This is a genomic window from Methylophaga sp. UBA5088 (genome assembly GCF_002414625.1).
GTDB classification, from domain to species: domain Bacteria; phylum Pseudomonadota; class Gammaproteobacteria; order Nitrosococcales; family Methylophagaceae; genus Methylophaga; species Methylophaga marina.
Genome location: NZ_DIAC01000010.1, coordinates 131,844 through 135,755, shown reverse-complemented (window position 1 = coordinate 135,755; position 3,912 = coordinate 131,844). Strand labels below are relative to the sequence as shown.

Below are 3,912 nucleotides of genomic sequence, written 5' to 3'. Positions count from 1 at the left end.
AGAAGCTCTTGTCACCAGTAAAGCGACTCGATAAGGCTCTTCGCTGTAGCGAACGGACCAGTTTAAGTCGATAGTGCTTGCAAACTGGCTGAACTCGGCTTCCAGTTTTTGATGATTAAAATGACCATCATCTTCCAGCTTAATTCGCATGAAATACTGGCCAACTTCAGTATCTGTATATTGCTGGCAGTGCAAAATATTAAATTGTCTTTCGGCAAAAAAGCTGGTGATACCAGCGACTAAACCTTTTTGGTCTTTACACTGAATAAGGAAAACAATGGCGCTCATGAGGGTTTCCTAAGAAAATAATACGGAAAAAAAGCTAAATCCTAGCACTGTCACAAGGCTTTATGAATATTCATCATATTTGTCATTACGACCTTTGACTTTATCTCGTGGGTATTTAGCTGCATTTTTTTGCATTTTGCTTTTAATGACTTGATTCAAGTCGATGTCTAAGTCATGACAAAGATAAGCGAGATAAACAGCAACATCGGCTATTTCGTCCTCTAAATCTTCACGTTTATCGGAGGCTAATCGTTGTTGAACTTCTTCAGCACTCTTCCATTGAAACCATTCCAGTAACTCAGAGGCTTCAATAGATAATGAGATGGCGATATCTTTGGGATTATGAAACTGCTCCCAATCTCTTTCACGGCGAAACTCAATAAGCTGCTTAAATAATTCCGGCTCAATCATTCTGCAAGAACTCCTCTACCACCTTTTTAAACTGTTGTGGTCGTTCAGCCTGAACCCAATGACCTGCCTTTTCTATGCCATTAAATTCTGCATGAACAAACTGTGAAGAAATCTGTTGCCGATCCTGCTCAGTGACATAGTCTGATAATTCACCATAAACAAATAGGCTTGGCATGGTGAATGTTATGTCCTCACACACGGCAGCCATTAACTCAGGATAATTCGCTTTTAACGCAGACAGATTAATCCGCCATTGAAAAGTCTCGTCTTCAGAACTTAAATTCATCAGTAGAAACTGACGAACAGCCTTATCAGGAATAGATTGAGCCAATGCATCATCGATTTCACCTCGGCGGGTAAACTGAGACAAATCGAGCGCCATCATGGCATCCATCAGTGGTGTATGCGCACTGAAGTATTGACGTGGCGCTATATCTACCACAATTAATTTAGATACTTGCTCTGGATACATGCCCGCAAACATCATCGCTACTTTGCCACCAAGAGAGTGACCAAGAATAGATACTTGCCCTAACTCCATGGCCTCACACAACTCTTTGATATCTTCAGCCATGACAGTGAAATTCTGCTCATCGCTGTGTGGGGAACGACCATGATTGCGTAAATCAACGCTAATAACCCGATAAAAACGTGAAAAATACTTTGCCATACTGCGCCAGTTATCCGCAGAGCCAAATAAGCCGTGGATAATAATTAAAGGCGTACCTTCACCACTTTCTTGATAATGCAATTTCATTGATAGCTTGTTGAAACGTTATAATTAAATAATTTAAATAAACTGGAGCCCGATGTGGAAGACGAAACAATTCTGGTGATGCTAGTGAAACAATATGCCGATAAATTTGGCATTACCTTCAGCTCAAAATATCTTGATGATCCTGATAAGAAACAATTACTGATCACACTGATACAAGAAGCCAATGCGGGTAAGCGCGGTCCAGTCACTGACGACGATCTACAATAAAAAAAGCCACCGAAAGGTGGCTTTTTTCTTTAATCATCCAGTTTCTCGAACACCAGACAGGCATTGGTTCCACCAAAGCCAAAACTGTTCGACATTACTGTCGTCAGTCCAGCGTTATCCACGCGTTCCCGAAGAATAGGCATGCCTTCCGCTTCGGGATCTAATGTTTCAATATTGGCTGATGCAGCAAGAAAATCATTTTCTAGCATCAACAGACTATAGATGGCTTCCTGAACACCGGCAGCACCTAAAGAATGACCTGATAATGATTTTGTTGAGCCAACGGCAGGCATATCCGCGCCGAATGTCTTTTTAATAGCGCCTAGCTCGGCCAAATCACCTACAGGCGTACTGGTACCATGTGCATTGATGTATTGCACTTTGCCGCGACTCGTAGACATCGCCAGCTGCATACAACGCATCGCGCCTTCACCTGATGGGGCCACCATATCGTAACCATCTGATGTAGCAGCGTAACCGGTCAATTCAGCATAGATTTTGGCACCACGTGCTTTGGCATGTTCGTATTCTTCAAGTACGAGTACACCACCGCCACCAGCGATAACAAAACCATCACGGTCAGCATCGTAGGCACGCGATGCTTTTTCTGGCGTATCATTATATTTGGTGGATAAAGCGCCCATTGCATCAAATAAAGAGCTCATTGACCAATGTTCTTCTTCCCCTCCACCAGCAAAGACAATATCTTGTTTGCCTAGTTGAATTTGCTCCATAGCCGTACCGATACAGTGTGCACTTGTCGCACAAGCGGATGACATAGAGTAATTGACCCCTTTAATTTTGAAAGGCGTGGCAAGACAAGCTGAGGTTGTACTACCCATCACTTGGGTAACGCGATAAGGCCCAATACGTTTTAAACCTTTTTCACGCAGGATGTCGGCTGCTTCAACTTGATTTGAAGAGGAAGCACCACCGGATCCCATAATAAGACCAGTGCGGATATTCGACACCTGCTCCTCGCTTAACCCCGCATCGGCAATCGCTTGCTCCATGGCGATGTAGGCATAAGCTGCAGCATCACCCATGAAACGTAATGTTTTACGGTCTATGTATTCTTTAAAATCAATATCGATGGTACCCGCAACATGGCTACGAAAGCCCATATCCGCATATTCTTGTTTGAAGCGAATGCCCGAGCGGCCATGGCGAAGAGACTCTGTCACTGTTTGGGCATCAAGTCCTAAGCAAGAAGTGATACCTAACCCTGTAACGACAACACGTTTCATTATGACATCCTAAAAATCATCGGTTGATGTAAACAGACCAACGCGTAAATCTTTTGCAGTATAGATATCGCGCCCATCCACAGATACCGTGCCATCAGCAATAGCCAGAACTAGCTTGCGTGCAATAACACGTTTTAAATCAATACGGTAAGTCACTTTTTTGGCTGTAGGTAAGACTTGTCCGGTAAATTTCACTTCACCTGAGCCCAAAGCCCGTCCTCGACCTGGGTTACCATCCCAAGCTAAGAAGAATCCGACTAATTGCCACATTGCATCCAGGCCTAAACACCCTGGCATGACCGGATCACCGGGGAAATGGCAATCAAAAAACCAAAGATCAGGATGAATATCCAACTCGGCAATGATTTCGCCTTTACCGTAAGCGCCACCCGTATTTGCAATATGAGTAATGCGATCCATCATCAGCATATTGGGTATAGGGAGTTGGGCATTGCCAGGACCAAACATTTCGCCGTGTCCACATTGCAATAATTCTTCGTATGTAAATGATGATTGCTTACTCATGAATTCTCTTAATTATCCCGCCAATTGGGCCCCGTATAATACCACGATCGTTTCTAAACCAGAAAAAAACGTCATTCCCATATATATAAAAAAGCCACGGTTACGACCGTGGCCAAAATAATCAATAAATTCTAATTTACTGTTGTATAGCAATAGTTTGTGCAGTTTCAGGGGCTTTAATATTCAAGCCTTCCAACAGAAGGCCCATACTGTTCAAAATACGATACTGCGCATACAACTCATCATATGATGTATTCACCAGTGCTGTCTCAGCTCTAAACACTTCATTTTCAGAATCTAATAAATCCAGCAATGTGCGCTGTCCAAGGCTGAATTGTTGTCTGTAGGCATCACGTGACTTTCTACTTGAGTCAACATGCTGCTGCCGATATGACATCTGACGCTTGACCGTCTCCCAGGCATTCCATGAGAGCCTGGTGCTCTCTTCCACTTCAC

General features: G+C 43.4%; 7 protein-coding genes. 1 reads left to right on the top strand and 6 read right to left on the bottom strand.

The genetic code is table 11. The annotated features are described in order from the left end of the window. The 3 genes from B4K20_RS01525 to B4K20_RS01515 form a co-directional block, all read right to left on the bottom strand. Positions 1 to 288, bottom strand: a 288-nt coding sequence (locus B4K20_RS01525) for an ACT domain-containing protein (protein WP_289281642.1), incomplete at its 3' end; no start/stop codon positions are given. Between the two features lie 60 nt (positions 289 to 348). Continuing rightward, positions 349 to 699, bottom strand: coding sequence for a nucleotide pyrophosphohydrolase (locus tag B4K20_RS01520; protein WP_286305367.1), 351 nt, complete (start codon positions 697 to 699; stop codon positions 349 to 351). Continuing rightward, a complete protein-coding gene (locus B4K20_RS01515) occupies positions 692 to 1,456 on the bottom strand; it encodes an alpha/beta fold hydrolase (protein ID WP_289281641.1) in 765 nt (254 codons plus the stop codon). The genes B4K20_RS01520 and B4K20_RS01515 overlap by 8 nt, the downstream gene beginning before the upstream one ends. A gap of 54 nt (positions 1,457 to 1,510) precedes the next feature. On the opposite strand from B4K20_RS01515, the gene B4K20_RS01510 reads away from it, so the two are divergent. After that, positions 1,511 to 1,684 carry a hypothetical protein gene (locus B4K20_RS01510; protein WP_007145891.1) on the top strand — a complete coding sequence of 58 codons (174 nt, stop codon included), beginning with the start codon at positions 1,511 to 1,513 and terminating at the stop codon, positions 1,682 to 1,684. Positions 1,685 to 1,713: 29 nt separating this feature from the next. Here the strand turns inward: B4K20_RS01510 and fabB are convergent, their stop codons facing one another. From fabB to B4K20_RS01495, 3 genes are all read right to left on the bottom strand, one after another. Next, positions 1,714 to 2,931, bottom strand: a complete 1,218-nt coding sequence (gene fabB, locus B4K20_RS01505) for a beta-ketoacyl-ACP synthase I (protein ID WP_289281640.1) — start codon at positions 2,929 to 2,931, stop codon at positions 1,714 to 1,716. 9 nt (positions 2,932 to 2,940) lie between these two features. Continuing rightward, complete coding sequence (fabA, locus tag B4K20_RS01500; RefSeq protein WP_286305370.1) at positions 2,941 to 3,456, bottom strand: 3-hydroxyacyl-[acyl-carrier-protein] dehydratase FabA; 516 nt, start codon at positions 3,454 to 3,456, stop codon at positions 2,941 to 2,943. A gap of 136 nt (positions 3,457 to 3,592) precedes the next feature. Continuing rightward, positions 3,593 to 3,912 (bottom strand): TolC family protein (locus tag B4K20_RS01495; RefSeq protein WP_289281639.1); only part of this gene is annotated, 320 nt, incomplete at its 5' end.

What these genes read in the sequence shown, in the direction of transcription:
- B4K20_RS01520 (WP_286305367.1), bottom strand. Translation starts at nt 699, where the DNA reads ATGATTGAGCCGGAATTATTTAAGCAGCTTATTGAGTTTCGCCGTGAA.
- B4K20_RS01515 (WP_289281641.1), bottom strand. Translation starts at nt 1,456, where the DNA reads ATGAAATTGCATTATCAAGAAAGTGGTGAAGGTACGCCTTTAATTATT.
- fabB (WP_289281640.1), bottom strand. Translation starts at nt 2,931, where the DNA reads ATGAAACGTGTTGTCGTTACAGGGTTAGGTATCACTTCTTGCTTAGGA.
- fabA (WP_286305370.1), bottom strand. Translation starts at nt 3,456, where the DNA reads ATGAGTAAGCAATCATCATTTACATACGAAGAATTATTGCAATGTGGA.